Here is a 25811-nt window from a genome sequence, read left to right as displayed (position 1 = left end):
GCGAAAAGCCGCGCGTTTCCGCTTTCACATCAGCTGATCTCCCGCGGATCCAGGCACTCGAGCCCGATCTCGTGCTCGCTTTTTCGGATCTGCAGGCGCCGATCGTCGCGGATCTCGTTCGAGCAGGATTGCCAGTACACGCCTTCAACCAGCGGGATGTGGCGGGGATCCTGGCAATGATCCGCCTTCTCGGGGCGATGGTGGGCGCCCGTGACAAGAGCGAGGATCTTGCGGTGACGCTTGAGGCGCGGCTCGCCGATATCCAGGCGGCTCAGGCGGTTTTGCCGAAAGTTCCTGTCTATTTCGAGGAATGGGATCGCCCGATGATCAGCGCGATTGGCTGGGTATCGGAGCTGATCAGTGTGGCTGGGGGCATCGACGTTTTCGTCGATCGGGCCCGGCATGGCGCAGCCCAGGAGCGAATCGTAACGCCGGAAGCCGTGATCGCGGCCGCGCCCGAAGTGATCGTGGCGTCGTGGTGTGGGAAGAAGGTCTCGACGGAGGCTATCCGCTCCCGTCCGGGCTGGGAGGAGATCCCTGCTGTCCGAACCGGGCAGATTGTGGAGATCAAGTCGCCCCTGATCTTGCAGCCGGGTCCTGCCGCTCTGACCGACGGGCTTGATGGACTGGTCCGGGCGATCAACCAGACCCGGGGCAAGGTAAAAAATTAAACAAACCCTGAGGTGGCTATCCCGCAAACCATCGAGTTTACGGGTTTGTAGCAGTTTCCGGGGATTGCTCAGGGTTGTGTGGCCCAGAGTGGAGCTTTTCGCCCGATGCGTGTCCTTCTTGCCGAACCGACGCGAATTGGGCGGACGATCGTGTCCGGCATGCTCGCGCAGGAGGGCTACACGCTGATCCCGGTCGATACCGCCGAGGCGGCACTCGAGGCGCTGCAGAGCGATGAGGATATCGATGTCCTCATCACGGCCATCGAATTCGCGACCATGTCCGGTCTTGAACTGTGCTGGGAAGCCCGGCTGCATGCCGATAACGGGCGGCCGCTCTATGTGATCGTGCTCTCATCCTCGCGCGAGGAGGCCAAACTGGTCGAGGCGCTGGATTCCGGCGCGGATGACTTCATCAACAAGCCGCCGAACCGGAACGAGCTGCTGGCGCGGCTGCGTTCGGCCTCACGCCTGATCCAGGCGCAGCGCCAGCTGATCCGTTTCGCCAATTACGACGCGCTGACGGGCCTTCGGAACCGGCGCTCCTTCTTCGAGGAGCTGGACCGGATGAAGGATGCCGACACCGTGCGCTCGGTTGTCATGCTCGACATCGACTATTTCAAACAGGTCAATGACCGCTATGGCCATGATGCCGGCGATGACGTGCTGCGCGAGGTTGGCGCCCGGCTGGCCCGCGCTGACCGGGCCTTCGCTCGGCTCGGTGGCGAGGAATTCGCGGTTGTCCTGGCAGGCGATGGCAACAAGGCCGGCGAGCTGGCCGAACTCATCCGCAATGTTATCGCGTCGACGCCCGTGGAAACCTGTGCCGGCCCGCTTGCCATCACCGCCAGTGTCGGTGTCGCAGAGCGCTGGCCGGGTACCGAGTTCGACCAGACGATGAAGAACGCCGATATCGCGCTTTATGCCTCCAAATCGGCCGGCCGCAACCGCGTCACGATTTCCGCCTCGTCCGGTGGCGAGCACCGCCAGGAAATCCGCCACGCGTTGGTGGCTTGATTCTCTGGGACCCTCGCAACGGCCCCGCGACAGCAAGCCAACCCGAAAAAGAAGAACCCCCGGAACCGCGAGGAGCAGAATTCCGGGGGCTGTCAGGCATCGGGGCCCGCAAAGGGGGGAGCGAGGGGCGCGGGATGCCGTGCCCACGCGATACGCGAGACCGGTTCGCGTGGGGCAGGAGCGGCGCCTGCATGGACAGGCGCCGGTCTTTCGGGAAGGTCAGAAGGGCAGCACGATATCGAGGACCTGCTGGCCGAGGCGCGGCTGCTGGACATCGGTGATCTGCCCGCGGCCGCCATAGGCGATGCGCTGCTGGGCGATCTTGGTGGAATCGATCTGGTTGCCGGCCTCGATGTCTTCCGGGCGGACGACGCCGGCCACGACCAGTTCACGCACTTCGAAGTTGACGCGGACTTCCTGCTTGCCCTCGATCACAAGGTTTCCGTTCGGCAGGACCTGCGTCACAACAGCGGCAATATCGGTGACGAGTTGCTCGGAGCGTTTCACCGTGCCTTCGCCCTTGGATGAACTGGTCGAGCCGAGATCGACCAGGCCCTTGCCGGTCGCACCCTTGGCGAAGATCTTGTTCAGCCGGTCCTCCTGCCCGAAGAAGCCCTCGACATCGAGCCCCTCGTCATTGGTGCGCTTGCGCGAGGTCGTGTTGTCGATGGCGGCCTTGTCGGTAATGCGGACGCGGACGGTGAGGAGGTCGCCAACCTGCTGGGCGCGCTGGTCCTTGAAGAAGGCGCGGCTGCCGGTGCGCCAGAGTGAGTTGGCCTGGTAGCTCATGGGCTTCGGGGCCGGCATCGGCATCTGGACCGGGCGGTAGCCGGGCTGTGCTGTCGGGTTTTCGATCGCCGAGAGCGACGGCGCCTTGCCGACATTGGCCAGCCTGTCCAAGCTGCTGCAGGCGGAAAGGCCGATCCCCATCAGGGCGAGCGAACCGAGTCGGGCCGCAATGTGGGCGGAGGAGGCGGTGGGACGGGTCATCACAGAGATCCTTTACTGAAGCAATCAGCGGCGGGCGGCGGGCGCCGCTTCCGCGAGGTTCGGGGTCGGGGCCGGCGGGGCGCTGATGGTGATCTGGGCCTGACCCGTCACGACACCCTCGACGATCCGCTTGGATTGCGGGTTCTGCACGCGGATGGCATCGCCCATCGAGCCGGCATTCTGCGAACGCCCGCGCATCGAAAGGGTGAGCCCGTTGGAACTGTAGAGAACAGTGACGAGCTGGTTCTTCTCGACCAGAATCGGCTTGGCGAGATCGGAATTGCGGATCGGCTCGCCCGCCTTGAGCGTGCGACGGGGGATCATGCCGGTCAGGTCGGCATCGGCCGTCAGCACGTCATTGCCGATCCGGTTGACCGGGCGACGGACCAGCACCAGCTTGCGCGCCTCGATGGCATCGCCGCGCTCGAGATCCTGGGCGGGCACCGCGATCTCGCGGGTTTCCACCACCGAACCGGTCAGCGTCCAGCCCTCGGAGGTCGGATCGCCGGCGAGGACAACACGCGCCTCGAAGCGGCCGCTGACGGAATCACGCACCAGCCTGGCGACGCGGATTTCCTCGCGCCGGGCGGCATCGACCGTGCGGGCAGCGAGGTGATCATCAAGCGTGACCTCAAGATCGCCGCGTGCCCCGCGCTCGGCCAAGGCCTTGGCGATGATGCCCTGCAGGTCCAGCCGGGAGATGACGCGGCCGGGCCGGTGGACGGTGATGGTGACGAGCGAGCCGGCATCGATGCCGGTGATGCCCATGTCCCGGGCGGCGGCGATGACGCGATCCGCACGGATGGTGCCCCGGGCACCCGGCGCGGGGGCCCGGAAGACCGGAACATCGGCGCTGGGGTCGATGCCCTCGATGAGATGGCCCAGGCGGACCTCCTCGCCATCGACGACGGATTCCGCCCGGAGCCGCAACGTCTCGGCCAGAGCAGTGCCAGAGAGGAGCGCGAGAGCGAGGCCCGCGCCGGAGAGGAGAGTTGCGATCCGCATGGTGAGCCTCCTCAGGCGCGATACATCTGCGCGGTGGACGACAGCATCTGATCGGCCCCGGTGATGATCTTGGAATTGAGTTCGTAGGCGCGCTGGGCCTGGATCATGGCGGCGATCTCGGTCACCGCATTGACGTTCGATTCCTCGAGATAGCCCTGCTGGAGGTTGCCGAAGCCCTCGCCGCCTGGCGTGCCCTCGATGGCCGGGCCGGAGCCCGCCGTCTCGAGATAGAGGTTGTCGCCGATCGATTCGAGGCCCGTCTTGTTGATGAAGCGGGCAAGGCTGATCTGGCCGAGCAGCTGCGGCTGGGCATTGCCCGGCAGGAGCGCGGAAACCTGTCCCTGCTGGTTGATGGCCACGCTGGTCGCATCCTGCGGGATGGTGATGCCCGGATCGACCAGATAGCCTTCCTTCGTCACGATCCGGCCCTGGGCGTCGGTCTCGAAGCCGCCGTCGCGGGCATAGGCCGTGCGGCCATCGGGCATCTGAACGCGGAAGAAGCCCTCGCCGCGGATGGCGAGATCATAGGTGCGCTCGGTCTGGGTGATGTTGCCCTGTGACATGATGCGCGGTGTGGCGACGACCCGGGTGCCCGAGCCGACGAAAACGCCGGCCGGGGCCTGGGTGTTCTGGTCCGAGGTCGGGGCGCCGGCCCGGCGCTGGTGATCGTAGAGCAGATCCTGGAAATGGATCATCTGCCGCTTGAACCCCGTCGTCCGCATGTTGGCGACGTTGTTCGAGATGACTTCGACACTCTTTTCCTGGGCCTTCATGCCGGTGGCGGCCGTGTAAAGCGCGCGCATGGGGATCTTCCTTCTGAATTTCGGGACGGCCGCGCGCCGGGTAACGCGCCCGCGATCGCGGCCTCGTGAACATGAACTCGGGTGACGGAGAGCCGGCCGACGGGGCCGGCCTTACTCAGATGGGCTCGCCCAGGCGCTGGATGGCCGAGCGGCGGATTTCATCCTGCCGCCCGATCAGGCCTGCGATGCTCTGGTACTGACGCGTGACCTCGATCATCCGGCTGATCTCGACGACCGGACGCACATTCGACCGTTCCAGGAAGCCCGACTGCACGCGCGCCTGCAAAGCAGGCTGCGGCTGGACCTGGGTGGTGAAGAGATTCGACCCCGCATTCTCGAGCACCTGCGGGTTCTCGAAGCGCACGAGGCGCAGCCGGCCCCGGTTGCCGTTGGACGAGGTGACGTTGCCATCCGGCGCGACGGCAAGGTCGCGCTCGTCGGCGTTGAACTGGTAGACGCCTTGCTCGCCGAGCACGGGGAACCCGTCGCTGTTCACGAGCTGGCCGTTGGCATTGACCATCAGCGCACCGTTGCGGGTGAAGCGTTCGCCATTCGGCGTCTGCACCACCAGGAAGGCATCGCCGTTGATGGCAATGTCCAGCGGATTGCCCGTCGGCTCAACGGTGCCGAGGGACATGTCGAGCGGCGTGCCGCGGTCGACGACGAAGGAAACGCGCCGGTCCTCGCCGCGCTTGAACGTTTCCGCGGCGGCTTTCGGCATCTGGAATTCACGGCTGTCAGCCGAGCGGCGCTTGAAGCCGTTCGTCTGCGCATTCGCGACATTGTTCGCGATGACATCCAATTCTCGCCTGAGCGCCATCTGGCGCGACAGGCTGACGAGAAGAACGTTCTCCATGGAACGGACTCCCTTTGCTCCTCGAGTGGTGGCCTGTTCTCCTCGCTCCCCAGCGCAAGAACCTGCCGATGCCTTTAACCATAACAAGGGGCGTGCCAGAGCGAGGTTTCGATAAAAATGTCGGTAAAACAGAGGGATAATCGAAACCCCCTGTCGCCATCCTGTAGGGCGGAATTGCCAGCCGGCAAAAAGGATCAGGCAAAATTTGCCGGGCAGGGCCATTTGGAAAGCAATCGTTAACCATGGTCCGCCAAGGTCAGCTCTGACGGCGGCACCGATTCCGGAACCGCACCAGGCAGACCACCACCAGTTAGGGCGAGAACATGGCGACCGACGTGGCGAATGCGGACCAGATCCCGGCTGAAGGGAAGGAGGCCTCCAAGGCCGCCCCGATGCCCAAGAAAAAGAAAATGATGCTGTTCGGCGCGGCGGCCCTCGTGGCGCTGATCGCGGCGGGCGGCGGGGCCTATATCTTCCTTGGCAAGGGCGCCGGCAAGCAAGCGGCCTCGACCGCCAAGAAGATGGTGTTCTTCGATCTTCCGGAAATCACCACCAACCTCGCGATGGTGCCCGGCCAGGAGCGGCCGGTCTATCTGAAGATGAAGGTGGCGCTCGAACTCGAGGACCAGAAGATGGTCGCCGAGATCCAGCCGCTGATGCCGCGCGTGATGGACAATTTCCAGATCTTCCTGCGCGAGCTTCGCCCCTCGGATCTCGAGGGATCGGCGGGGCTCTATCGCCTCAAGGAAGAACTGGTGCGGCGGATCAATGCCGCGATCTATCCGGCCCGGGTGGAAGCCATCCTGTTCAAGGACGTGCTGGTTCAGTGAGCTGACGCGGTTATCGCGGCCTCGACGAGCATAGCGGAGAAAGACACGTGGCAGACACTCCCGATCAGACCCAGGACGATCTTGCCGACGAATGGGCCAAGGCACTCGGTGAATCCGGCGATGGCCAGGAAACCGGCCTTGATACCCGTCCGGCGGATGCGGGCCTGGACCTCGATCTCGGTACCGGGCTCTTCCTCGACCAGGAAGAAGTGGACACGATCTTCGGGTTCGACCCGGAAGATGCCGACCAGTCGAAGCAGAACGGCGTGCGCGCCATCGTCGATTCGACGGTGGTGTCCTACGAGCGCCTGCCGATGCTCGAAATCGTCTTCGACCGCCTCGTGCGGACGCTGACGACCAGCCTGCGCTCCTTCTTCTCGGACAATGTCGAAGTCAGCCTCGACGACGTGACCTCTGTCCGCTTCGGCGACTATGTCTCGTCGCTGCCGCTGCCGACCATCCTCTCGGTGTTCAAGGCCGAGCCCTGGGAAAACTACGGGCTGGTGACGATCGATTCCGATCTGATCTATCTCGTCATGGACGTGCTGCTGGGCGGGCGTCGAGGCCTGTCGAATTTCCGCATCGAGGGCCGGCCCTACACCACGGTTGAGGTCAGCCTCGTCAAAAGGCTGCTCGACCTGGTCCTCGGAGAGGCCGAGCAGGCTTTCCAGCCGCTCTCGCCGGTGAAGTTCCTTGCCGAGCGCATCGAGACCAACCCGCGCTTCGCCTCGATCACCCGGCCGGCCAATGCCGCCATCCTGATCGCACTGGCCATCGACCTCGAAGGCCGCGGCGGGCGTGTGGAGCTGCTGCTCCCCTATGCCACGATCGAGCCGATCCGCGAATTGCTCCTCCAGAGCTATATGGGGGAAAAGCTCGGCCGCGACCATATCTGGGAAGGGCATCTCGCCAGCGAGATCTGGCAGGCCAAGCTCGATATCGATGCCGTTCTCCATGAAACCCAGATGCCGGTGAAGAAGGTGCTCGACCTCAAGGTCGGCGATACGCTCGTCTTCGATGTCCGCGGTGACCCCCTTGTGACGCTCCGTTGCGGTGACATGCTGGTCACGCAGGGGCGAATCGGGAGAATGGGTGACAATATGGCGATCGAAATCGCCAAGCCTCTCAAACGGTCGAAGACGACCTTCGCAGCTTTCGAACAGGGCGCTTCCGTGCGGCGCGACAGGTGACATATGGCAGGCAATCTCGGGTTGGTCATTGAATTGATGGTTGTCGGCCTGCTGGTCGTCACCATCGGCTATTGCATCATGCTCGACCGGCGGCTGCGGCAGGTCCGGCAGGACGAGGCCGTCATGCGCAAGACGGTAGTGGAACTCGGCGCGGCCACCGAGCGCGCCGAGCGGGCCATCGACGCGCTGCGCGCCACGCTGGGCGATTGCGACCGCACCCTGGCCGAGCGGCTGCGCGTGGCCGAGCGCTACACCGCCGATCTCGAGGACCAGATCCGCTCGGGCGATGACATCCTCAACCGGATCAGCCGGATCGTCTCCACGACCGGTGTGCCGGCCGCCGACGCGGCCGCCGGCCAGCGTGGCCTGTCCCGCATCAACCAGACCCTTGCCACCGCGCAGGCGCTTGCCACCCAGGCCCAGTCGCGCGTGGCTGATCCGACCCAACGGGATAACGTGGCATGACACGGCTCCGCCTGCTTCCTGTCCTTGTTTTCGGCATGGTCTCGCTGCTGTCGCTGAAGCTGCTGCAGCTGGCGCTCGATGCCCCGCCGCAAAGCTCCTTCCAGTCGAGGGAAGCCAACGGTGCGTCCTTCTCCCGCGTCATCACGGCGGCGCGTGAGGGCAACCCGGACGAACAGATCATCACCGGCGCCATCACCAAGAAGAAGGACGAGCCGGCGAAGAAGGACGAGGACATCCCCGCCCCGGGCGCCAATGTCACGCCGGAAGAGCAGGCACGGATTGACAAGGCACGGGCCGACCTGAAGGCCAAGGCCGAACCGGAAGGCACCCGCATCGTTGTGCCGCAGAATCCCGGCGCGGTCGCCCAGGCCGGCGGCAGTGCGGAGGAACGCGCGCTGCTGGAGCGCCTGCGCAACCGCCGCAACGAGATTGAATCGAAGGACCGCGATCTCGAATTGCGTGACAACCTGCTCCGCATGAGCGAGCGCAAGCTTGACGAGCGGATCGGCGAGCTTCGGACGCTTGAAACCCAGCTTGGCCAGGGCGGCAACAAGAACGACGTCAAAACCCGCTACAAGCCGCTTGTCGTCATGTACGAGAGCATGAAGCCGAAAGAGGCGGCCCGCGTGTTCGACCGGCTCGATACCCGCATCCTCATGGATCTTGTCGGCCATATGAACCCGCGCAAGGTCTCGGAAATCATGGCAGTGATGGATGCTGCCGCGGCCGAGAAGCTGACAATCGCGCTGGCCCGCCAGGCGGCACAGGGCGATGCCCAACTCGCCGAGACGGCCGCGCAACCCGCCAGCACGGAACTGGAAAGGCTGCCCGCGCCGAACGCGCCGCGCCGCTGAAGGCAAGCGCCGGAATAATCGACGCTTCGATCAACAACGGCAGGCAGGGTTAATCTGCCGTTAGGCATGAACGCCTAGGATGTAACCACGCGTTTCCTTTCGAGTGTGGTCAGTCCCGTGTTGCGTAATCGTTCTGCCGCCGCTTCTCTCCTCAGGTCACTGGCCGCCCGCGTGGGCATGGCAGCCCTCGCCATCGGGCTCGGGGTCAGCGCAGCGCTCGCTGCGCGCGGCCTTGTTGTCGGCTCCGAGATGCAGGGCTTCGGGCGCATTGTCTTCTCGCTCGACAAGGAAGTCCCTGCCCGGGCCCGGATCGTCAACTCCGTCCTGATTGTCGAGTTCGAGGAGCCGGTCACGGTCGATCTCGACAAGCTCAACACCCAGTTGCCCAATTATGTCTCGATCGCGCGGGCTGACCCGGACGGCAAGTCGCTTCGCTTCGGCCTGAATGACCGCTACAAGATCGATATGAAGCCGGCCGGCGAGCGCGTCTATATCGACCTGCTGCCGCCGCGCTGGCAGGGCCTGCCGCCGGCACTGCCGGCCGAGGTGGTGCAGGATCTCGTCCGCCGCGCGCGGCTGGCCGAGGACCAGCTGCGCAAGATCCAGCGCGAGGCCGAGCGCAAGCTCAACCGCGATATCGAGATCAAGGTCGGCTCCACGCCGCAATTCCGGCGCGCGATCTTCCAGATGCCCTGGACGGCCCCTGTCGACCACACGACAAAGGACGGGAAGATGACCATCGTGTTCGATGGCAATTTCCAGCTGTCGCGCGAGGTTGTGCGGGCCCGGATGGCCGGGCTGATCCAGAATGTCGAGGTCGAGGCCGGCGAGGATACCCTCCGGGTGATCCTCCAGCCCGCGGACGGGCTGAAGCTCCGGGCCTTCCGCGAGGATGATTCGCTGACGCTCGATTTCTCGCGTGCGGACGGCCAGCCGATGGATGCCGATTCGCCCCGCGCCGAGGCTCCGGCCGGCCCGGCTGCACCTGCAACGCCGGCTGCGGCCGCTCCTGCTGCGCCGGCCACACCGCCGGCCCGCACCGCCGTTATGCCGGGCACCGCGCCCGCTGCCTTGCCCGCCGGCGAGACCGATGCCCAGCGGCAGATGGCCGCCCGCGCCGAGCCGCCCCGTCAGGTGACGACCACCGAACTTGCTGCCCAGCGCCCGATCGAGGCCCGGATCGAGGCCGGCGAGGGCAGCGAGGGCTTTGCCCTCCGCCTTGCCGACCTGCGTGATGCGCCGGTCGCGATCGTCCAGCGCGGCAAGACATTGTTCGTGCTGATCGAGACGGCCGAATCGCTCAACAACCCTGTCGTGCCGGCTCCCCAGGCCGGTGCGGTGGAATCTGTCGCGCTCAGCCGGATGCAGGGTGCGACGCTCCTGCGCCTGCAGCCGGCGCGTGACGGGCGCTTCTGGCTGACGCGCGAGGGTGAGGATCTGGTGATCCATCGCGGGGTGACAACCGGCCCGGGCGAGGTGCATTCACCGCAGCCGATCGCCCTGCGCCGCGCCTTTGACAGTAACGGCCGGGAATCGCTCGAGGCGCCGGTCGGTCCGGTCGGCGCGCTTTACATGATCGATGATCCGGCCACGGGCCAAAGGCTGGCCATGGTGCCGGTGCCGCATGCCGCCCTTGCTTCGCTGCGGGGCATGCAATTCGCCGAATTCGAGATCGAACCGACCCTTTCCGGCTTTGCCCTGCTGCCGAAGGATGAATCGGTCGTCCTGCGCCGGCAGCCCGAGACCGTGCTGATCGGGCACGAGATCCGGCTCAACCTCTCCGCCCTGCCGCAGGAAGCGGCGGAAGGACCGCGCGCCGTCCGGCCGCTGATGCTCGACATCGATGGCTGGACCGAGGATTCGCGTGGCTCGATCCGCAAGATCGAACGCGAACTCATCCGCGCGGCGGCGGAATCGCCGCGCGTCACGCGCAGCGAGGCCCGGGCCAAACTGGCACGGTTCTACCTGTCCAACGCGCTCTATCCGGAAGCGCAGGCCGTACTCGACGTGCTGGCTGCCGATGACAAATCTGCGGCCGCGACCAAGCAGATCGTGTTCCTCCGCGCCTTCGCCGCGACGATGATGAACCGCCTTGTCGAGGCCGGACGCCTGCTGAACGACCCCGCCATTGCCATGGAGGGCGAGCAGAAGCTGCTGCAAGCCATCGTCGATGCCAAGGCCATGCGCTACCCGCAGGCCAATGCGCATTTCCGCCAGGCCACGCAGGAAATGGACCGCTATCCCGAGCCCCTGCAGGCCCTGTTCCGCCCGATTGCGGTCACCGCTGCCATCGAGGCGAAGGATGTCTCCTTCGCGCGGGAGATGCTGCAGGGCTTTGACAAGGTCGATACGCGCTATCGCGACCCCAATCTCCAGCAATTGCTCGCCGGCCGCCTCGCCGAGATGCAGGGCCGCCATGGCGAGGCCTATCACGCCTATTCGGTGGCGATGACCTCGCGCGACCGGGCGATCGAGGCCGAGGCGCGGTTTGGCCGCGCGGTTTCGGGCCTGGCCGAGGGCAAATTGCAACCGGAGGATGCCCGTTCCGAATTCGAGACGCTGAGCACGATCTGGCGCCGGACGGAAGTGGAAGTGAAGTCGCTGGAACTTCTCGGCGAGATGTATGCCAAGGACGGGCGCTGGCGCGAGGCCTTCCTGATGGCGCAGCGTGCCAGCCAGATCATGCCCGAGCATCCGGCCACGCGCCGCCTCGAGGATGCGATGGGCCGGCGGTTCGAGAACCTGTTCCTCGACAACGAGGCGGACAAGCTGCCTAAGGTCGAGGCGCTGGCGCTCTATCAGGAATTCCGCTCGCTGATGCCGGTGGGCCGCCGCGGCGACGAGATTGCCCGACGGCTGGCAGACCGGCTGCACGAGCTTGACCTCGTCAACGAGGCGGCCGAAATCCTCGAGCATCAGGTCAAGAATCGGCTTGAGGGTGTGGCCCGCGCTTCCGTTGCGGCGCGGCTTGCCGTGATGCATCTGCAGAACCGCCAGCCGGCCAAGGCGCTCACGGTGCTCCGTGGTACCCGGCTGGCCTCGCTGCCGGAGGATCTGCGCCGGCCGAGGGCCCTGCTGGAAGCCCGCGCGCTGGGCGACCTGTTCCGTACCGATCTCGCGATCGAGGTGCTGGCCAATGACCACGGCGAGGATGTCGAGCGCCTGCGCGCGGATATCTTCTGGAAGGGCAAGCGCTGGCGCGAGGCCGGCGAATCCTATGAGCGGGTGCTGGGCGAATCCTGGCAGAGCGCCGACCCGCTCAATGAAGGGCAGCGCCTTGATGCCTTGCGGGCCGGGCTGGCCTATGTGCTGGGCGACGAGAAGCTGTCGCTTGACCGGCTTCGCGGGCGATACCTCGCGAAGATGAGCCAGACCGAGGATGCCGGCGCGTTCCGGCTGATCGCGACCGACAACCTGACGCGGCCGCAGGCCTTCCGCGACGTGGCGCGGGCGGTGGTCAGCGCTGATACGATGGTGGAGTTCATGGCCTCCTACCGGAAGCGCTATCCGGAAACTGCCGGCTCCGCCCGACCGGTCCGCAGCGCGGGCGATGGCCGCCAGTCGGTTCTTGACCGGCGCGAACCGGCCGCGCAGCCGCTTCCGCCGCCGGGCAACGGCTGATCCGCAGGGCGGCAGTCGTTTCAACCTCGATGCCGCCCCGGAAGGGGCGCTATCCGATCTGTCCGAAGCTCTGGACGAGGGAGCCGGCGACCAGCCGCCAGCCATCGACAAGCACGAAGAAGATCAGCTTGAACGGCAGCGAGACCATTGCCGGTGGCACCATCATCATGCCCATCGAAATCAGGATCGACGATACGACAAGGTCGATGATCAGGAAGGGCAGGAAGAGCAGGAACCCGATCTCGAAGGCCCGCCGCAATTCCGAGATCATGAAGGCTGGCACGAGGCTGCCGAGCGGCGTGGCATCGGGCGTGGTCGGCCGGGGCTGGCGCGAGAGATCGAGAAAAAGCTCAAGATCGGTCGGGCGCACATGCTTCAGCATGAACTGCTTGAAGGGCTGGGATGCCCGCTCGAAGGCTTCCACCTCGCGGATCTGCCCGGCAATCAGCGGTTGGATGCCGGCCTCGTAGGAGGCCTGGAAGGTCGGCGCCATGATGAAGGCGGTGAGAAACAGGGCGAGCCCGGTCAGCACCGTGTTCGGCGGCGCGGACTGGGTGCCGATCGCCATGCGGAGCAGCGACAGGACGATCACGATCCGGGCGAAGGATGTGACCATGATCAGGATCGACGGCGCCAGCGACAGGACAGTCAGCAGGGCGACGAGCTGGAGCGCCCGTTCGCTGACGCCGGTGCCACCAAAATTGATCGAGATATCCTGCGCATAGGCCATGCCGCAGGCCGCGAGAAAGAAGCCGGCCGGGATGGCCGCGTACCGGAGCGCGCGCCGGAACGGGTTGCCTGGCTGGCGGGCTGTCATGGCGCCTTGGGCGGGTTGGGCCGGCCCAGCAGCCGCGCCATTTCTTCTTCCAGCATGTCCATGTCGGATTCGACCGGTTTGGCTGCCGGCGGCGGTGCTGCAACCGGAGCGGCTGCGGCGGGCGGCTGGCTCGGCGCAGCAGGCGGTGCCTTCGGCGGATCGATCATGCTGGCGAGAAGGTCGAGTTCGTCGAGCGAATTGACCGGCGCGGCCTTGCGCGGCTCCGTGGCCGGTTTGGCAACGACGGCAGCCGGTGCCGGTGCGGCGGCCGGCGGCGGCGGCGGAGGTGACGGCATGACGGATGGCGTCGACGGAACCGGCGGGATCGGCTTGTTGAAAGGCGGGCGCAGCTGGCCGCTCAGCGGCTTCTGAAGCACTTCGTTCAGGCGGCGCGCCATTTCGCTGACTGGCTCCTGCCGGGCCGGGCGCTGCGGCGCCGGCGCAGGCGCCGGACTTGCTGAAGCGGGCGGAGCGGCAGGCGGCGGCGGAGCCACCGGCGCTGCCGGAGGCGGAGGAGGAGGCGGGGGCGGGGCCACCGGACGGGCCGGCGGGGCCGCTTGACGTGCCGGCGGTGACGAAACGAGCGTGCGCTCGAACTCGTCATCCATCTGCGCGGCACTGGCCGCGGGTGCCATGGCCGCGGGTGTCATGGTCGCGGGTGTCATGGCTGGCCGCGAAGGCGGTGGGGCCATCGGTGCCGGAGCCATGCGCGGTGGAGCGAAAGGAGGCGAAACCGGGGGCGGAGCGGCAGGCAGCGGCGGAGCCACCGGGGCTGGCGGCGGCTGGAAGCTGGCCGGCGCCATCGGCATTTCCGGACGCACCGGCGCCTCGGGAGCCGACAGGCCCTCGACGATCGAGGCCAGCTCATCCGGACCCGGCCGGGCGCGGCCTGCCCGCTCGCCCCGAACGATATTGCCTTCGACGAGGACATCATTCGGGCCGCCGATCAGCAGCAGGTGTTCGACATTGTCGCGCCGGACGATGACGAGCTTGCGGCCGTCCCTGTCCAGGCTGAAGGCGTCGGTCACGGCAAGGCGCTGGGGCCGGCCGCCGCGCCCGCTCCCGCCCAGGTTGAGGCTCGGCCTCAGCACGCGGACGAGCCAGGCGGCGAGCGCCACCACCACGATCAGCAGCAGGAGCGAAAGGCCGATCCAGAGGATCAGCGAGACCGTGCTCTCCCCGAGGCCGAGCTTGTCAATGATGCTTTGCATGCCTTCTCCCGCAACTGGTCGATCCGGCCTTAGCGCCCTCCTGCCCGCGAGTAAACGCCGCAATGCGATGGAGGGCAGCGCGAACCTGCCAAGTCCTTCTCATAGAGGGTTTTCCCGCCCAAATGAATGCGCGTGCAGCTCCGTGCCACGGTTATCCGCATCTTCGTGCGGTGTGTCGAGCCGCCATTAACCATGATGCGGGCTCTGTGGGTCTCCTGACAGCCCGTTCCGGGGCCAGCGCGCGGCGATCTGTCCCCAAATCGGACAATGACCGCCGAAATATATATTAGCATTAACTCCGAATTAACCATGACGCAGGCAATAATTGCCGGAATTGGCATTGAGCCAGTTCGAAATTGCCGAGGTGTTCATGATTCAGGATCTCGCGACCTTTGCGGCCCTCAAGGAGCGGATGCGCTTCTTGCAGACCCGCCAGAAAGTGCTGGCGCAGAACGTCGCCAATGCCGATACGCCCGGCTATCGCCCGAAAGACATTCGCCAGCTCGGCATCGACCCGGCCACGCGCGGCAGCGATGCCGCGCGCCGCCTTACCGGATTTGCGGGCTACGCACCCCAGAGTGGCATTGCTGTCACCGATCCGCGCCATATCGTGCCGGCTGCCGGCAACGGCATGGCGACAGTGGATCGCGGCGCCAGTTTCGAGACCCGCCCCTCGGGGAACGCGGTCGATCTTGAGAACGAGATGCTCAAGGTTTCCCAGAACCAGATCGATTTCCAGACGGCGGCCAACATCTACCAGCGCGGAATCGCCACGCTGAAGATCGCGCTTGGCCGCAGGGCCTGAGGAGGGCTTGGACCATGGATTTCTTCCGCTCGCTCGCCGTCGCTGCTGCCGGGCTCCGTGCCCAGGCCGGGCGCATGCGCGTGATTTCCGAGAATATCGCCAATGCCGACACGACCGCGACGCGGCCGGGGGGTGACCCCTACCGCCGGAAGGTCGCAACATTCGAGAAGACGCTCGATGCCGAAATGGGTGTCGAAACCGTCCAGCTGGGGCGCATAAGGCGCGATCGTGCAGCCTTCAAGGCCCAATACGAACCAGGCCATCCGATGGCCGATGCGCGCGGCTACATCCAGAAGCCGAATGTCAACACCATGATCGAGACTCTCGACATGCGCGAAGCGCAGCGGTCCTACGAGGCCAATCTGAACGTTATTTCGACCACGCGGCGGATGTTGGCCAGGACGCTCGACATCCTCCGCGCGTAATCCCCTCGAATCGTTTATGGAGAATGCCATGAAGACGACCCTCAACCCGAGCCTTGCGGCCAGTGCCTATGCCCTGACCCAGAAGATGAGCTCCAACCCGGCTGCGGCACTGACGCGTCCGGGCGAAGCCGGCAACAGCTTCGCCGACGTGCTCGAGGCCACGGTCGGCCGCGCCCGGGAATCCGGCAAGCGCGCCGATGCCATGGCGATGACCACGGCCGCCGGCCGCCCGACCGATCTCGTCGAGGTGGTTACTGCAGTCGCCGAGAGCGAAGCGGCGCTCGAATCGCTCGTTGCGGTCCGGGACCGGGTTGTCGCCGCCTATGAAGAAATCATGCGGATGCCGATCTGATGAACCCAGCCGACCTGATCGAGATCTCCCGTGACGGCATCATGACCTTCTTCAAGGTCGGGATGCCTGTCATGGTGATCGGGTTGCTGGTCGGCGTGATCATCTCGCTTTTCCAGGCGCTGACCCAGATCCAGGAGCAGACCCTCGTCTATGTGCCGAAGGTCGTAGCCATTTTCGGCTCCCTTCTGTTGCTCCTGCCGTTCATGGCCGATGGCATGGCGTCCTATATGGCGCGGATCGCCTCGCGGATTTCCGGCGTCGGATAACCTTCTGCCGGGCGGCCCCCCGTTGCTTTCCGCCATGCCCCTGCAGGTGTGGCGTTCGCATTTTGGAGCGAATCACACGACAATCGGGCATGACCTTCAGCGTCCTGCCCGAATTTGCGATCGCCTTCGCCCTGATCTTCGCGCGGATCGGCACGATGATGATGCTATTGCCCGGATTCGGTGAACGGACGACACCGCAGCGTGTGCGGCTGACCTTGGCCGTGCTTGTGGTTCTCGTCACGCTGCCGGTTGTCAGGGCCGGGTTGCCGACCTCGCTCGTCAACCTGCCGGGGCTGGTGCAATTGCTGATCGGGGAGCTGATGATCGGCTTCACCTTCGGGCTGGCCGGACGGTTCCTGATGTCCAGCCTGTCGACTGCTGGGGTGATCATCGCGCAGCAGCTCGGCCTGTCCTTCACGATGATCTTCGACCCGGCCAATGCCAACCAGGGGCAATCGGCCATCCTCGGCACTTTCCTCTCCTTGCTGGGCGTCTGCCTCATTCTTGGGCTCAACCTGCACCATGTCGCGCTGCTCGGCGTGGTTGACAGTTACCAGACCTTCCGCCCTGGCGAGGTTCCCGCCAGCGGAGATGCGGCGCAGCTCGTGCTCTCGGTGGCCACCTCCGCCTTCGCCACCGCGATCCAGATCTCCGCGCCGTTCATTGTCTTTGGCCTCGTGTTCAATGTCGGGCTCGGGGTGCTCTCGCGCATGATGCCGCAGCTGCAGGTCTTCTTCCTCGCCATGCCGGCCTCGATCCTGCTCGGCACGCTGATCCTCGCGCTGGTGCTCGGCCTGATGATGGAGGGGTTCCTCGAGCATATCATGCGGGTCTACCGCGAGATGTTCCCGGGAGGCCGCTGATCGATGGCCGGTGAGGACAAGGACCAGGAAGACAAGACAGAAGAGCCGACAGACCGCCGGATCGAGCAGGCCATCGAGCGTGGCGACGTCCCGAAGAGCATGGAAGTGGCCACCTTCTTCGCCCTGGCTGCGGGCACGCTCGCCATCATGATCACCGGCGCGGTGGGGCTCGGAGATTTCGTCGGCTCGTTGCGCGGTATGGTCGGCAATGCCCATCAGGTCTCGATCAGCCCCGGCGGGTTGATGAACCTTGCGGAATATTCCGCGGTCAAGCTCCTCGCCGTGCTCGCATTGCCCTTCGCCTTTGCCCTTATCGCCGGAATCGCCCAGGGACTGCTGCTGCACCGGCCGCTCTGGACCGTCGAGCCGATGATACCGAAGATGAACCGGATCTCGCCCATGGCCGGGTTCAAGCGGATCTTCGGGCGCGAGGCCTTTGTCCAGTTCATCAAGAGCCTGCTGAAATTCACGATCGTCGGCGCGGTCATGTACGTTGTGCTGATGCCGGAGCGCGGGAAGCTCGATGCGCTTGTCCGGCTCGATCCGATCAAGATGATCGATGCAAGCTGGATCCTCACGCTGAAGCTGCTGGGTGCGGTGCTCGCCGTCTATGCCTTCGTCGCGGTGCTCGATGTCGTCTACCAGCGGTTCTCCTGGCGCCAGAAGCTGAAGATGACCCGCGAGGAAATGAAGCAGGAATTCAAGGAGACCGAAGGCAGCCCCGAGGTGAAGGCCCGGATCCGCAAGGTGCGGATGGAAATCCTGAAGCGGCGGATGATGGCGAATGTGCCGAAGGCTTCGTTGATCCTGACCAATCCGACACATTTCGCCGTGGCGCTGCGCTACGAAGCCGGCATGAATGCGCCTGTCTGTCTTGCCAAGGGGGTCGATTCGCTGGCGCTCCGCATCCGGGAGATCGGCGGCGAGCATGATATCCCCATCATCGAGAACCCGCCGCTTGCGCGCGCCTTGCATGCGACAGTCGAAATCGACGAGGAAATTCCCGAGGAACACTATAAAGCTGTTGCAGAAGTCATCGGATACGTGATGCGCTTGAGGCGGCAGCGTTTGTGAGCCAGAACGGGGCGTTGGGCGGGACTGGTCCCTGCCAGGGTGGGAAAGCATGCTGAAGGAGACGCCTGTCGGCGCGCCGATCGACCGTAGCCAGCGTCACGGCTCGCCAACGCTGCTGCTGCTGATCACGCTTGTGATCGTCGGCGCCGTCGTCGGCATGGTCTATCTCGACGAGCGCCAGCACGCGCTGTTCATGACCCTGTTCCTTGCCTTCTTCGCCGCGATCGGCGTGCTGGTGGCCTTCCTCTACGCGATCGGCATCCTGCAATTCGCCGGCAGGGCAGCCCGGAACGACGTAACCAAGGCGCTGATCGACACGGCTTCCGAGGGCACCCTCGTGGTCGATCGCGAGGGCCGGGTCCTTTATGCCAATTCGGCCTACCAGGTACTGTGCGGGGGCATTCCCGGCCGTGTTGCGAGCGTACGCCCGGTCGAGCGTCTCTTTGCCGGCTCGCCCGAGGTGAGCGAGGCGACTTACCGGCTGGCGCAGGCGGCGCGCGAGGGCCGGAGCGCGACGGAAGTCATCCGCCTCGTGCCGGCCCTTGCGGGCGGGGCCCCTTCGGCCTGGTACCGGGTGCGGGTGCGGCCGCTGGAACGTGGCGGCGAGACGGTCCAGCACTGGACCGTGAGCGATGTCACCCGCGAGCGCGAGCGGAACGAGAACGAGTTCCAGGAACTCCAGCAGGCGATTTCCTATCTCGACAATGCCCCGGCCGGGTTCTTCTGCGCCCATCCGGACGGGAAGCTGGTCTATCTCAATGCTACGCTGGCGGATTGGCTCGATCTCGACATTGCCGAGATCGCCGACCAGAAGCTCGAACTGAAGGACATCGTTTCCGGCGGCGGCGCGGCGCTGATCGCTTCCGTGCAGGGCATGCCGGGCGGGCTCAAGACCGAGACGATCGATCTCGACCTCAAGCGCCGCAACGGGCAGACGCTGCCTGTGCGACTGATCCACCGCGTGGCCTTTGCCGCCGACGGCACGGCCGGCATTTCGCGCACCCTCGTGCTCAACCGCAGCCAGGGGCAGGGCACCGAGGCTTCCGAGGGCCTGCGCGCAGCGGAGGTACGGTTCGCGCGGTTCTTCAACAATTCGCCGCTGGCCATTGCCACGCTGGACCATGATGGCAGCATCCGCTCGACCAATGCCCGCTTCGCCAGCCTGTTGCCGCCGGCCCAGGCGGGCGAGCGGCGGACGTTGCTCACCATGGTCGCCGCGGGGGATCGGCCCCGCGTCGAGGCGGCCTTTGCCGAGGCTGTCGCCGGGCGCGGCGAGATCGACCCTGTCGACGCTGCGATCGAAGGCGAGGGCAGCCGCTCGGCACGGTTTTTCTTCGTGCCCGCCGAAGCCCGGGGGCAGGACCCGGAAGTGGCTCTGGTCTATCTCATCGAGACGACCGAGGAGAAGAAGCTGCAGGAGCAGTTCTTCCAGTCGATGAAGATGAACGCGATCGGCCAGCTGGCCGGTGGCGTCGCGCATGATTTCAACAACCATCTCCAGGCGATTGTTGGCTTTGCGGACCTGCTGATCGGCAATTACCGCGCCTCCGATCCGCGCTATCAGGACGTGATGCAGATCAAGAATTCCGCCAACCGGGCCAAGAGCCTGGTGCGGCAATTGCTGGCCTTCTCGCGCCAGCAGACCTTGCTGCCGGAATCGATCGATCTTGGCGAGCGGCTGAGCGACCTCACCAACCTGCTCAAGCGCTCGATCGGGCCGAATGTCGAGCTGGAAGTCCGGCATGGCCGCGATCTCTGGGGGATCAATGCCGATCCTGCCTCGTTCGACAACATGATCATCAACCTCGCGGTCAATGCCCGCGATGCCATGCCCGAGGGCGGCAAGCTGCTGATCCGCACCGCGAATATCGTGGCGGGCGAGGTCGAGGCCTTTGCGGTCGAGGGGATGCCCGAGGCTGATTACGTGCTTGTCGAGGTCTCGGATACCGGCACCGGGATGTCCGAGGAGGTGCGCAAGAAGATTTTCGAACCCTTCTTCACCACCAAGGAAGTGGGGCGCGGTACCGGGCTCGGCCTGTCCTCGGTCTACGGGTTCGTCACCCAGTCGAACGGCTTCATTGCCTGCGACAGCACGGTCGGCGAGGGCACGATCTTCCGGATTTTCCTGCCCCGGCATGACATCGTCGTGGCGCCCGTGGCCGCGCCCGTGCGGCCGGCCGAAACCGCCATCGCCCCGGCTGATGGGGATGCCTCCGCGCCGGGCGAGGGCCGGTCGGCCGCGACGCCCATCGCCGACATGACGGGCAAGGGCACGATCCTGCTCGTCGAGGACGAGGATGCCGTTCGCGGCTTCGGAGCGCGGGCCCTGCGCTCGCGCGGTTACACGGTCATCGAGGCGCAGAGCGGTGTCGATGCGCTCGAGCAGGTGGGGGATGCGATCGAGAGCATCGACCTTGTCGTCTCGGACGTGGTGATGCCGGAAATGGATGGACCGACGCTCTTGCGCGAATTGCGGGCCCGCAAGCCGGATCTCAAGGTGATCTTCGTTTCGGGCTATGCCGAGGAGGCCTTCCGCAAAAACCTGCCGGAGGGCCAGCAATTCGACTTCCTGCCCAAGCCCTTCGGCCTGAAGCAGCTGATCGAGACCGTCAAGGGCGTGATGGGCTCCGCACCCGGTTCATGAGGTTGCATCTCCGGCCGGCACCTCGCCCGCCGGCGTGGCTTCCTCCTCGGTGATCATCCCGCCATCATAGAAGGCTGCGAGCCGGCCGATCGCCGCCCGCGCATGGTCATCAACGGCCGCGAGCGCATGAGCGGGGGGTTCACCATCCGGGGCCGGAAGCTCGCCGCGCAGCAAGCGGCCCAGTTCCGCCGGGGTCTCTAGCCCGTCCGGGCCGGCCGAGGCCTCAAGAAGCGCAAGGATCTCCTCCGGGCTCCTCCCGCCAAGGCCGGCGAGGAAACCTTTGAGCAGCCGGTCGAGCAGGGCGCTGTCCGGGTGATCCGTCCGGTCGAGCGCCGGACCAAGTTCGTAGTAATGCCGCACGCAATCCCAGGGTGCGGGCCTTTCCGGAAAGCGCCCCGCAAGGTGGCTCTCCTCCGCTGCGACATAGAACCGGTTGATGCCATCGGCGAGGGCGAGCGTATAGCCGGCGGCCAGAACGATCGGCTCCCAGGATTCCCAGGCCGGGGCGCCGCTTCCGGGCTGGATCGCCTCGATGCAGAGAACCGAGGGCCGGTGACGGGCCCAGTCGACCCCGCGTAAAACCTCGGCCTCGGCGCCCTCCACATCGATCTTCAGGAAGGCGATCGGGCCGATTCCGTGCGAATCGATCAGCCCGGACAGCCGGCGGATCTGCCGTATCTCGGTCCGGAATCCCGCCCCGAAAGCGGCCGCACCCTCGGCATTGGCCTTCACGATTGTGGAAAACCCATGCAGCCGATCGACGCGGTGGAACGGAACCTCGCCATCCCTCGCGCCAACCAGCACGTCCAGCACGATGTCACGCGGACGGAGATGGCGATAAAGGGCCGCCAGATTGCTTTGCGGCTCGATCACGAGGCCGCGCCAGCCCTTGAGATAGAAGTGATAGCTCACATTGTCCGCAAGCGGGTGGCCGCCACCCACATCGATATAGGCCGCGTCCTGCCGGTCCCCCAGCACACGATCCAGATGATAATCCTCGAGAAATTGCGCATAGGAGAGGTGCATCCGGCGGGCCCTGGCGAAAACAGGCTTCCAGCTTAGGGCGGGAAGCCGCGCGGGCGCAAGGACTGTTAAGAACAAAAAAAGAACTTCTTGACTAGAACAAAACAGGAATTACCCTGTTGTTGTGCCTGCTGCGCCGATCCCCTAAGGAGGATGAATTCGATGTCGCAATCCCAGCTTCGCCTCGTAGAAGGTTCCTCCATGGACAAGACCAAGGCTCTCGACGCCGCCCTTTCCCAGATCGAGCGTGCATTCGGCAAGGGGTCGATCATGCGGCTCGGCCAGAAGACCTCGATGGAGATCGAGGCGATCCCGACCGGCTCGCTCTCGCTTGATATCGCGCTGGGCGTCGGCGGCCTCCCCAAGGGCCGGATCATCGAGATCTACGGGCCGGAATCCTCGGGCAAGACCACGCTGGCGCTGCATGTTGTGGCCGAAGCCCAGAAAAGGGGCGGGGTCTCGGCCTTCGTCGATGCCGAACACGCGCTGGATCCGGTCTATGCCCGCAAGCTCGGCGTCAGCCTCGACAACCTCCTGATTTCGCAGCCCGATACCGGCGAGCAGGCGCTGGAGATCGCCGATACCCTTGTCCGGTCCGGCGCGGTGGATGTGCTTGTCATCGATTCGGTCGCGGCGCTTACCCCGAAGGCCGAAATCGAGGGCGAGATGGGTGAGATGCAGCCGGGCCTCCAGGCGCGCCTGATGAGCCAGGCCCTGCGCAAGCTGACCGGCTCGATTTCCCGTTCGAATTGCATGGTCATTTTCATCAACCAGATCCGCATGAAGATCGGGGTGATGTATGGCAGCCCGGAAACGACAACGGGCGGCAACGCGCTGAAGTTCTATGCCTCGGTCCGGCTCGATATCCGGCGGATCGGTTCGATCAAGGAGCGCGAGGACGTTGTTGGCAACACCACCCGCGTGAAAGTGGTGAAGAACAAGGTTGCCCCGCCCTTCAAGCAGGTTGAGTTCGACATCATGTATGGCGAGGGCATTTCGAGGACCGGCGAGCTCGTCGATCTCGGCGTCAAGGCCGGGATTGTCGAGAAATCCGGCGCCTGGTTCTCCTATGACAGCGTGCGCCTCGGCCAGGGGCGTGAGAATGCGAAGACATTCCTGAAGCAGAACCCGGAAGTGGCTGATCGGATCGAGCAGTCGATCCGCCAGAATGCCGGCCTCATCGCGGATTCGATCCTGGCCGGCTCGCCGGAGCCGGACGAGGATTGAGCCATCGCCTGACCCGGGCAGAAGGCTTTTCCCGATCTGCACTTTCGCCATGTGGACAGGGGGCTTTCCCCTGACTAGAACCAACCTGAACAATCAGGGCCCGGCAAGGCGTGCCGGGCCAGAACAGGCAGGGTTTGGTCCATGAGTAGCGTCAACGATATCCGTTCGACCTTTCTGGGGTATTTCGGCAAGAACGGGCATTCGGTCGTGGATTCCTCGCCGCTGGTCCCGCGCAACGACCCGACGCTGATGTTCACCAATGCCGGGATGGTGCAGTTCAAGAACCTGTTCACCGGCGTCGAGACCCGCAGTTATTCCCGTGCCGCCACGTCGCAGAAATGCGTGCGTGCCGGCGGCAAGCATAACGATCTCGACAATGTGGGCTACACCGCCCGCCATCACACTTTCTTCGAGATGCTGGGGAATTTCTCCTTCGGCGACTATTTCAAGGAAGACGCGATCTATTTCGCCTGGACCCTGGTGACGAAGGAATTCGGCCTTTCCAAAGACAAGCTCAGCGTTACAGTCTATCACGAGGATGACGAAGCCTTCGGCCTTTGGAAGAAAATCGCGGGCCTGCCGGACGAGCGGATCATCCGCATCGCGACCTCCGACAATTTCTGGGCGATGGGCGATACAGGGCCCTGTGGTCCCTGTTCGGAAATCTTCTACGATCACGGTCCGCATATTCCCGGTGGCCCGCCCGGCTCGCCTGACCAGGATGGTGACCGGTTCATCGAGATCTGGAATCTCGTTTTCATGCAGTTCGAGCAATTGCCAGGCGGCGAGCGGATCCGCCTGCCGAAGCCCTCGATCGATACCGGCATGGGGCTTGAGCGGATCGCGGCCGTGCTACAGGGCACGCATGACAATTACCGCACCGACCTGATGCGCAGCCTCGTCCGGGCGGTGGCGGATCTTGTCTCGGTCGATCCGGACGGACCGCAGGGGGCGAGCCATCGCGTGATCGCCGACCACCTCCGCGCCTCGAGCTTCCTGGTGGCGGATGGCGTGCTGCCCTCGAATGAGGGGCGCGGCTATGTGCTCCGCCGGATCATGCGGCGCGGCATGCGGCATGCGCAGTTGCTTGGCGCGAAAGATCCGCTGATGTACCGGCTGGTTCCTGCCTTGGTGCGCGAAATGGGCCAGGCCTATCCGGAACTGGTGCGGGCCGAGGGCCTGATCACCGAAACGCTGAAACTCGAGGAGAGCCGGTTCCGCAAGACGCTGGAGCGCGGGCTTGGCCTTCTGGAAAGCGAGACGTCGTCGCTGGGATCCGGGCAGAAGCTTTCGGGCGAGACCGCGTTCCGCCTGTACGACACGTTCGGTTTCCCGCTTGATCTGACGCAGGATGCGTTGCGTGCCCGCGGCATCGGCGTCGATCTCGACGGGTTCAATGCGGCCATGGCGCGGCAGAAGGCGGAGGCCCGTGCGGCCTGGGCTGGCTCGGGCGATGCGGCGAGCGAGACGATCTGGTTTGCGGTGCGCGAGGTTGTCGGTGCCACCGAGTTTCTCGGGTACGAGACCGAGCAGGCCGAGGGCGTGGTCACCGCGCTTGTCCAGAGTGGCCGGCAGGTGGACAGCCTGACGGGCGAGGGTGCGCTTGTTCTCAACCAGACGCCGTTCTATGGCGAATCCGGCGGGCAGGTCGGCGATGAAGGCGTGATTGCCGGTGAGGGTTTCCGTTTCCGCGTGACCGATACGATCAAGCGCGCCGGGGATGTCTTCGTGCATCAGGGCCGTGTCGAGGAGGGCGTGGTCAAGGTCGGCGCCGCAGCCGTGCTGACCGTCGATTCCGCCCGCAGGGGCGCGATCCGCGCCAATCATTCCGCGACGCATCTGCTCCATGAGGCGCTTCGTCAGGTTCTGGGCGACCATGTCGCGCAGAAGGGCTCGCTGGTTGAGCCGGAGCGGTTGCGCTTCGATATCTCGCATCCCAAGCCGATCCTCGGCGATGAACTCATTCAGGTCGAGGATCGCGCCAACCAGATCATCCTGCAGAACAGCCCGGTCGTGACCCGGCTGATGGCCGTGGACGAGGCGATCAATTCGGGCGCGCGCGCGCTGTTCGGCGAGAAATACGGCGACGAGGTCCGCGTTGTGTCGATGGGTCTGGAGACGGATGGCCGGGCCTATTCGATCGAACTGTGCGGCGGCACCCATGTCGGCCGGACCGGCGATATCGGTCTTGTCTCGATTGTCGGCGAGGGTGCGGTTTCGGCCGGTGTTCGCCGGATCGAGGCGCTGACCGGCATGGCGGCGCGGCGGCATCTCAATGCCGAGCGCGAGCGCCTGCGGGATATCGCGGCCAGCCTCAAGGTCGGCGTCGAAGAGGCGCCGGGCCGCGTCGTCCAGATCGCCGAGGAGCGCCGCAAGCTCGAGCGTGATCTTGCCGAAACCCGGCGCAAGCTGGCCATGGGCGGGGGCGAGGCAGCGGATGCACCGCAGCAGATCGGGGCCTTCGCCTATCTCGGCAAGCAGGTCGAGGGCGTCGAGGTGAAGGATCTCAAGGGCCTTGCCGACCAACACAAGGCGAAAATCGGCTCGGGCGTGATCGCGCTCGGCGTGGTGGGCGAGGACCAGCGCGCCGGGATCGTTGTGGCTGTGACCGAGGATCTCGCCGGCAAGGTCAATGCGGTTGATCTTGTCCGCACGGCATCGGAAATCCTGGGTGGCAAGGGTGGCGGTGGCCGGCCGGACATGGCCCAGGCCGGCGGGCCGGATGGCGGCAAGCTGCCGGAAGCCCTGCAGGCGATTGCCAGCCGTCTGGCTGCTGTCGGCTGAGGCCGGCCGGTCGGGGGGCTC

23 protein-coding genes (1 of these 23 only partly in view) are annotated in these 25811 nt (G+C 65.3%); 16 read left to right on the top strand and 7 right to left on the bottom strand.

All coding sequences use genetic code 11. The annotated features are described in order from the left end of the window. Positions 1 to 671, top strand: the 3' portion of a protein-coding gene (locus P0652_RS03535) for a cobalamin-binding protein (protein ID WP_284177369.1). Its footprint begins 130 nt before the window's first position; only the last 671 of its 801 coding nucleotides appear in the window; its start codon lies off the left edge, out of view; it ends in the stop codon at positions 669 to 671. 105 nt (positions 672 to 776) lie between these two features. Further along, positions 777 to 1685, top strand: a complete 909-nt coding sequence (locus P0652_RS03530; protein ID WP_284177368.1) for a diguanylate cyclase — start codon at positions 777 to 779, stop codon at positions 1683 to 1685. 219 nt (positions 1686 to 1904) lie between these two features. Here the strand turns inward: P0652_RS03530 and flgH are convergent, their stop codons facing one another. From flgH to flgF, 4 genes are all read right to left on the bottom strand, one after another. Then, entirely contained in the window at positions 1905 to 2615 is a 711-nt protein-coding gene (gene flgH / locus P0652_RS03525) for a flagellar basal body L-ring protein FlgH (RefSeq protein ID WP_502947452.1), read from the bottom strand. A gap of 84 nt (positions 2616 to 2699) precedes the next feature. Continuing rightward, entirely contained in the window at positions 2700 to 3680 is a 981-nt protein-coding gene (gene flgA, locus P0652_RS03520) for a flagellar basal body P-ring formation chaperone FlgA (protein ID WP_284177366.1), read from the bottom strand. Positions 3681 to 3691: 11 nt separating this feature from the next. Then, on the bottom strand, positions 3692 to 4483 hold the full coding sequence (gene flgG, locus P0652_RS03515; protein WP_284177365.1) for a flagellar basal-body rod protein FlgG: 792 nt from the start codon (positions 4481 to 4483) through the stop codon (positions 3692 to 3694). A 115-nt stretch (positions 4484 to 4598) separates the two neighbouring features. Continuing rightward, on the bottom strand, positions 4599 to 5339 hold the full coding sequence (gene flgF / locus P0652_RS03510; RefSeq protein WP_284177364.1) for a flagellar basal-body rod protein FlgF: 741 nt from the start codon (positions 5337 to 5339) through the stop codon (positions 4599 to 4601). 323 nt (positions 5340 to 5662) lie between these two features. Here flgF and P0652_RS03505 point away from each other — a divergent pair, with 323 nt between their 5' ends. The 5 genes from P0652_RS03505 (at position 5663) to P0652_RS03485 (ending at position 12299) form a co-directional block, all read left to right on the top strand. Then, positions 5663 to 6169 (top strand): flagellar basal body-associated FliL family protein, encoded by a 507-nt coding sequence (locus P0652_RS03505; protein ID WP_284177363.1) that lies wholly within the window; start codon positions 5663 to 5665, stop codon positions 6167 to 6169. 47 nt (positions 6170 to 6216) lie between these two features. Then, entirely contained in the window at positions 6217 to 7359 is a 1143-nt protein-coding gene (gene fliM / locus P0652_RS03500; RefSeq protein WP_284177362.1) for a flagellar motor switch protein FliM, read from the top strand. A gap of 3 nt (positions 7360 to 7362) precedes the next feature. Next, complete coding sequence (locus P0652_RS03495) at positions 7363 to 7824, top strand: DUF6468 domain-containing protein (RefSeq protein ID WP_284177361.1); 462 nt, start codon at positions 7363 to 7365, stop codon at positions 7822 to 7824. Next, the gene (locus tag P0652_RS03490; RefSeq protein ID WP_284177360.1) at positions 7821 to 8678 is read left to right on the top strand and encodes a MotE family protein; all 858 of its coding nucleotides are present in this window, start codon (positions 7821 to 7823) and stop codon (positions 8676 to 8678) included. Before P0652_RS03495 ends, P0652_RS03490 begins: the two co-directional genes overlap by 4 nt. A 177-nt stretch (positions 8679 to 8855) precedes the next feature. Continuing rightward, entirely contained in the window at positions 8856 to 12299 is a 3444-nt protein-coding gene (locus P0652_RS03485) for a tetratricopeptide repeat protein (RefSeq protein ID WP_284177359.1), read from the top strand. 49 nt (positions 12300 to 12348) lie between these two features. Here the strand turns inward: P0652_RS03485 and fliP are convergent, their stop codons facing one another. Together fliP and P0652_RS03475 are read right to left on the bottom strand one after the other, a co-directional pair. After that, positions 12349 to 13116: a flagellar type III secretion system pore protein FliP gene (fliP, locus tag P0652_RS03480; RefSeq protein ID WP_284177357.1), complete on the bottom strand. Its 768-nt coding sequence runs from the start codon at positions 13114 to 13116 to the stop codon at positions 12349 to 12351. Continuing rightward, the gene (locus tag P0652_RS03475; RefSeq protein WP_284177356.1) at positions 13113 to 14327 is read right to left on the bottom strand and encodes a hypothetical protein; all 1215 of its coding nucleotides are present in this window, start codon (positions 14325 to 14327) and stop codon (positions 13113 to 13115) included. Before P0652_RS03475 ends, fliP begins: the two co-directional genes overlap by 4 nt. A gap of 340 nt (positions 14328 to 14667) precedes the next feature. Between P0652_RS03475 and P0652_RS03470 the strand changes: the two genes are divergently transcribed. The 7 genes from P0652_RS03470 (at position 14668) to cckA (ending at position 20756) form a co-directional block, all read left to right on the top strand. After that, entirely contained in the window at positions 14668 to 15132 is a 465-nt protein-coding gene (locus P0652_RS03470) for a flagellar basal body protein (protein WP_284177355.1), read from the top strand. A gap of 14 nt (positions 15133 to 15146) precedes the next feature. After that, positions 15147 to 15557: a flagellar basal body rod protein FlgC gene (gene flgC, locus P0652_RS03465; protein ID WP_284177354.1), complete on the top strand. Its 411-nt coding sequence runs from the start codon at positions 15147 to 15149 to the stop codon at positions 15555 to 15557. Positions 15558 to 15585: 28 nt separating this feature from the next. Beyond that, positions 15586 to 15909 (top strand): flagellar hook-basal body complex protein FliE, encoded by a 324-nt coding sequence (fliE, locus tag P0652_RS03460; protein WP_284177353.1) that lies wholly within the window; start codon positions 15586 to 15588, stop codon positions 15907 to 15909. After that, positions 15909 to 16175 carry a flagellar biosynthesis protein FliQ gene (gene fliQ / locus P0652_RS03455; RefSeq protein ID WP_284177352.1) on the top strand — a complete coding sequence of 89 codons (267 nt, stop codon included), beginning with the start codon at positions 15909 to 15911 and terminating at the stop codon, positions 16173 to 16175. The genes fliE and fliQ overlap by 1 nt, the downstream gene beginning before the upstream one ends. A gap of 89 nt (positions 16176 to 16264) precedes the next feature. Continuing rightward, positions 16265 to 17038: a flagellar biosynthetic protein FliR gene (fliR, locus tag P0652_RS03450; protein WP_284177351.1), complete on the top strand. Its 774-nt coding sequence runs from the start codon at positions 16265 to 16267 to the stop codon at positions 17036 to 17038. 3 nt (positions 17039 to 17041) lie between these two features. Continuing rightward, positions 17042 to 18112 carry a flagellar biosynthesis protein FlhB gene (gene flhB, locus P0652_RS03445; protein ID WP_284177350.1) on the top strand — a complete coding sequence of 357 codons (1071 nt, stop codon included), beginning with the start codon at positions 17042 to 17044 and terminating at the stop codon, positions 18110 to 18112. A 49-nt stretch (positions 18113 to 18161) separates the two neighbouring features. After that, on the top strand, positions 18162 to 20756 hold the full coding sequence (gene cckA / locus P0652_RS03440) for a cell cycle histidine kinase CckA (protein WP_284177349.1): 2595 nt from the start codon (positions 18162 to 18164) through the stop codon (positions 20754 to 20756). Here cckA and P0652_RS03435 read toward each other — a convergent pair. Next, positions 20751 to 21782 carry an FkbM family methyltransferase gene (locus P0652_RS03435; RefSeq protein ID WP_284177348.1) on the bottom strand — a complete coding sequence of 344 codons (1032 nt, stop codon included), beginning with the start codon at positions 21780 to 21782 and terminating at the stop codon, positions 20751 to 20753. The two genes, cckA and P0652_RS03435, sit on opposite strands and share 6 nt — an antisense overlap. Positions 21783 to 21941: 159 nt before the next feature. Here P0652_RS03435 and recA point away from each other — a divergent pair, with 159 nt between their 5' ends. Together recA and alaS are read left to right on the top strand one after the other, a co-directional pair. Continuing rightward, positions 21942 to 23006, top strand: a complete 1065-nt coding sequence (gene recA, locus P0652_RS03430) for a recombinase RecA (RefSeq protein WP_284177347.1) — start codon at positions 21942 to 21944, stop codon at positions 23004 to 23006. Positions 23007 to 23147: 141 nt separating this feature from the next. Continuing rightward, complete coding sequence (gene alaS / locus P0652_RS03425) at positions 23148 to 25790, top strand: alanine--tRNA ligase (RefSeq protein ID WP_284177346.1); 2643 nt, start codon at positions 23148 to 23150, stop codon at positions 25788 to 25790. Positions 25791 to 25811: the final 21 nt, after the last annotated feature.

This window comes from Rhabdaerophilum sp. SD176 (genome assembly GCF_030143245.1).
Taxonomy (GTDB): Bacteria; Pseudomonadota; Alphaproteobacteria; order Rhizobiales; family Beijerinckiaceae; genus Rhabdaerophilum.
The sequence above is the reverse complement of the archived record's forward strand: the minus strand, read 5'-3'. Positions and strand labels throughout refer to the sequence as shown.

Coding starts and splice junctions, on each gene's coding strand:
- P0652_RS03495 (WP_284177361.1), top strand. CDS start 7,363: ATGGCAGGCAATCTCGGGTTGGTCATTGAATTGATGGTTGTCGGCCTG.
- flgA (WP_284177366.1), bottom strand. CDS start 3,680: ATGCGGATCGCAACTCTCCTCTCCGGCGCGGGCCTCGCTCTCGCGCTC.
- P0652_RS03475 (WP_284177356.1), bottom strand. CDS start 14,327: ATGCAAAGCATCATTGACAAGCTCGGCCTCGGGGAGAGCACGGTCTCG.
- P0652_RS03530 (WP_284177368.1), top strand. CDS start 777: ATGCGTGTCCTTCTTGCCGAACCGACGCGAATTGGGCGGACGATCGTG.
- cckA (WP_284177349.1), top strand. CDS start 18,162: ATGCTGAAGGAGACGCCTGTCGGCGCGCCGATCGACCGTAGCCAGCGT.
- flgC (WP_284177354.1), top strand. CDS start 15,147: ATGGATTTCTTCCGCTCGCTCGCCGTCGCTGCTGCCGGGCTCCGTGCC.
- recA (WP_284177347.1), top strand. CDS start 21,942: ATGTCGCAATCCCAGCTTCGCCTCGTAGAAGGTTCCTCCATGGACAAG.
- fliR (WP_284177351.1), top strand. CDS start 16,265: ATGACCTTCAGCGTCCTGCCCGAATTTGCGATCGCCTTCGCCCTGATC.
- flgH (WP_502947452.1), bottom strand. CDS start 2,615: ATGGGGATCGGCCTTTCCGCCTGCAGCAGCTTGGACAGGCTGGCCAAT.
- fliP (WP_284177357.1), bottom strand. CDS start 13,116: ATGACAGCCCGCCAGCCAGGCAACCCGTTCCGGCGCGCGCTCCGGTAC.
- fliQ (WP_284177352.1), top strand. CDS start 15,909: ATGAACCCAGCCGACCTGATCGAGATCTCCCGTGACGGCATCATGACC.
- alaS (WP_284177346.1), top strand. CDS start 23,148: ATGAGTAGCGTCAACGATATCCGTTCGACCTTTCTGGGGTATTTCGGC.
- P0652_RS03490 (WP_284177360.1), top strand. CDS start 7,821: ATGACACGGCTCCGCCTGCTTCCTGTCCTTGTTTTCGGCATGGTCTCG.
- flgG (WP_284177365.1), bottom strand. CDS start 4,483: ATGCGCGCGCTTTACACGGCCGCCACCGGCATGAAGGCCCAGGAAAAG.
- P0652_RS03505 (WP_284177363.1), top strand. CDS start 5,663: ATGGCGACCGACGTGGCGAATGCGGACCAGATCCCGGCTGAAGGGAAG.
- flhB (WP_284177350.1), top strand. CDS start 17,042: ATGGCCGGTGAGGACAAGGACCAGGAAGACAAGACAGAAGAGCCGACA.
- flgF (WP_284177364.1), bottom strand. CDS start 5,339: ATGGAGAACGTTCTTCTCGTCAGCCTGTCGCGCCAGATGGCGCTCAGG.
- fliE (WP_284177353.1), top strand. CDS start 15,586: ATGAAGACGACCCTCAACCCGAGCCTTGCGGCCAGTGCCTATGCCCTG.
- P0652_RS03485 (WP_284177359.1), top strand. CDS start 8,856: ATGGCAGCCCTCGCCATCGGGCTCGGGGTCAGCGCAGCGCTCGCTGCG.
- P0652_RS03435 (WP_284177348.1), bottom strand. CDS start 21,782: ATGCACCTCTCCTATGCGCAATTTCTCGAGGATTATCATCTGGATCGT.